The organism is Mesobacillus harenae, from assembly GCF_013343715.1.
Lineage (GTDB): Bacteria > Bacillota > Bacilli > Bacillales > Cytobacillaceae > Mesobacillus_A > Mesobacillus_A harenae.
In genome coordinates this window covers 1-681 of record NZ_JABUNR010000037.1, presented here as the reverse complement: position 1 = coordinate 681, position 681 = coordinate 1, and the positions used below count along the sequence as shown (strand labels likewise).

2 tRNA genes and 2 rRNA genes are annotated in these 681 nt (G+C 46.5%); all 4 read right to left on the bottom strand.

Going from position 1 to position 681, the window contains the following annotated elements:
- Positions 1-9: 9 nt before the first annotated feature.
- Positions 10-85, bottom strand: a tRNA-Thr gene (locus HRJ06_RS22875).
- Between the two features lie 18 nt (positions 86-103).
- A tRNA-Val gene (locus HRJ06_RS22870) sits at positions 104-179 on the bottom strand.
- Between the two features lie 9 nt (positions 180-188).
- Positions 189-304, bottom strand: a 5S ribosomal RNA gene (rrf, locus tag HRJ06_RS22865).
- 240 nt (positions 305-544) lie between these two features.
- Positions 545-681 (bottom strand): 23S ribosomal RNA (locus HRJ06_RS22860); the annotation flags it as partial.

Genomic DNA, 681 nt, shown 5'->3' with positions numbered 1-681 from the left:
ATTAAAAAGTGGTGCCGGCAAGAGGACTTGAACCCCCAACCTACTGATTACAAGTCAGTTGCTCTACCAATTGAGCTACACCGGCAAGATATTGAATAAGGTATGGTGGAGGATGACGGGATCGAACCGCCGACCCTCTGCTTGTAAGGCAGATGCTCTCCCAGCTGAGCTAATCCTCCAATATAAAAGCCTGGCAGCGTCCTACTCTCACAGGGGTAAAACCCCAACTACCATCGGCGCTGAGAAGCTTAACTTCCGTGTTCGGTATGGGAACGGGTGTGACCTTCTCGCTATCGTCACCAGACTATTTAATACGACACTATTTATTATAATGTCTTTTAAAATTTTTTCAAGAGGAAATTTTTGTTCCCTCAAAACTAGATAATGTAATAAAGAAGAAGAAAAGAAAGTTGAGTATCGCCATGTCCAGCTGCGGCTCCTAGCTTCTCGAGGTCGCTTCGCTTCTTCTGTCAAAGTCATACTGACTTTTCCGCCAGAAGCTCCAGCGCTAGTCGAAGCTGTACAGTCGCCTTCGCTTTTCTATTTGGTTAAGTCCTCGATCGATTAGTATCTGTCAGCTCCACGTGTCACCACGCTTCCACCTCAGACCTATCTACCTGATCATCTTTCAGGGATCTTACTAGCTTGCGCTATGGGAAATCTCATCTCGAGGGGGGCTTC